The 2,166-nt window shown below is 70.9% G+C and carries 1 protein-coding gene; it reads left to right on the forward strand.

Annotated elements, in window-relative coordinates:
• A partial coding sequence (gene infB, locus DVA66_RS19660) for a translation initiation factor IF-2 (protein WP_114561494.1) occupies window positions 1–2,106 on the forward strand: 2,106 nt, incomplete at its 5' end.
• Between the last annotated feature and the right edge of the window lie 60 nt (window positions 2,107–2,166).

The following is a 2,166-nucleotide window of genomic DNA, read 5'->3' on the forward strand; positions in this document are numbered from 1 at the left end:
ATGATGCCCAAGCAGTCCTCCGGACAGCTCGGTGCGCCGGCCCAGCGCGGTCGTGGCGGCCCCGGTGCCGGTCGCGGTCGCGGCGGCCCCGGTGGTGGTGGCGGTCGTGGCCCCGGTGGCTTCGGCGGTCCGCCGATGGGCGGTGGCGGCCCCCGCGGTCGCGGTGGTCGCAGCGGTGGTGGCACCCAGGGCGCCTTCGGGCGTCCCGGTGGTCCGTCGCGCCGCGGTCGGAAGTCGAAGAAGCAGCGTCGTCAAGAGTTCGACCAGATGGAGGCGCCGAGCTTCGGCGGCGTGAGCGTCCGCAAGGGCGACGGCTCCACCATCCGGCTCGCCCGCGGCGCCTCGCTGACCGACCTCGCCGAGAAGATCGGTGCCGAGCCGGCGTCGCTGGTGCAGGCCCTGTTCCACCTCGGTGAGATGGTCACCGCCACCCAGTCGGTGAACGACGAGACCCTGCAGCTGCTGGGCTCGGAGCTCAACTACGACATCCAGGTCGTCTCCCCCGAGGACGAGGACCGGGAGCTGCTGGAGAGCTTCGACATCGAGTTCGGCGAGGACGAGGGCGACGAGTCCGACCTGGCGGCCCGTCCGCCGGTCGTCACCGTGATGGGTCACGTCGACCACGGAAAGACGAAGCTGCTGGACGCGCTCCGGCGCTCCAACGTGGTGGCCGGCGAGGCCGGTGGCATCACCCAGCACATCGGCGCCTACCAGATCGAGACCGAGGTCGACGAGGTCGAGCGCAAGATCACCTTCATCGACACCCCGGGTCACGAGGCGTTCACCGCCATGCGTGCCCGTGGTGCGAAGGCGACCGACATCGCCGTGCTGGTGGTCGCCGCCGACGACGGTGTGATGCCGCAGACCATCGAGGCCCTCAACCACGCCACGGCGGCCGACGTGCCGGTCGTGGTCGCGGTGAACAAGGTCGACAAGGAGGGCGTGGACCCGTCCAAGGTCCGCGGCCAGCTCACCGAGTACGGCCTGGTCCCCGAGGAGTACGGCGGCGAGACGATGTTCGTCGACGTCTCCGCGGTCACCGGTCAGGGTCTGGACGAGCTGCAGGAGGCGATCGTGCTGACCGCCGACGCCGCGCTCGACCTGCGGGCCAACCCCGACATGGACGCCCAGGGCGTGGCGGTCGAGGCGCACCTCGACAAGGGCCGTGGCCCGGTGGCCACGGTGCTGGTCCAGCGGGGCACCCTGCGGGTCGGCGACTCCATCGTCTGCGGTCCGGCCCACGGCCGGGTCCGGGCGCTGATCGACGACAACGGCAACACCCTCGACGAGGCGCTGCCGTCGACGCCGGTGCAGGTGCTCGGTCTGACCGCCGTCCCCGGCGCGGGCGACAGCTTCATCGTCGTCAACGACGACCGGATGGCCCGGCAGATCGCCGAGCGTCGCGAGGCCCGGCTCCGGATGGCCGCCCAGGCCGCCGGTGCCCGCCGCAAGACGCTCGACCAGCTGTTCGAGCAGATGGAGAAGGGCGAGACCAGCGAGCTGCTGCTCATCCTCAAGGGTGACGGCTCGGGCTCGGTGGAGGCCCTGGAGGACGCGCTGAGCAAGATCGACGTCGGCGAGGAGGTCTCGCTGCGGGTGATCGACCGCGGGGTCGGTGCCATCACCGAGACCAACGTCTCGCTGGCGGCCGCCTCCGGTGCGGTGGTCATCGGCTTCAACGTCCGGGCGCAGGGCAAGGCCACCGAGATGGCGGACCGCGAGAACGTGGACATCCGCTACTACTCGGTGATCTACGACGCCATCGACGAGATCGAGGCCGCGCTGAAGGGGATGCTCAAGCCGATCTACGAGGAGGCCCAGCTGGGCACCGCGGAGATCCGCGAGATCTTCCGCTCCTCGCGTGCCGGCATCATCGCCGGGTGCATGGTCACCGGCGGCATCATGCGCCGGAACGCCTCGGCCCGTCTGCTCCGTGACGGGGTGGTCGTGCACGAGTCGTCCATCGCCTCGCTGCGGCGGGAGAAGGACGACGTCACCGAGGTCCGCGAGGGCTTCGAGTGCGGTCTGACCATCGCCAACTACTCCGACATCCGGATCGGCGACATCATCGAGACCTACGAGATGCGCGAGAAGCCCCGCGACTGACCGAGGTCCCCGAGCGACGACGGCGCACCCCCACCCGGGGGTGCGCCGTCGGCGTCTCCG

The sequence above is a fragment of the Desertihabitans aurantiacus genome, from assembly GCF_003344635.1.
Taxonomy (GTDB): Bacteria; Actinomycetota; Actinomycetes; order Propionibacteriales; family Propionibacteriaceae; genus Desertihabitans; species Desertihabitans aurantiacus.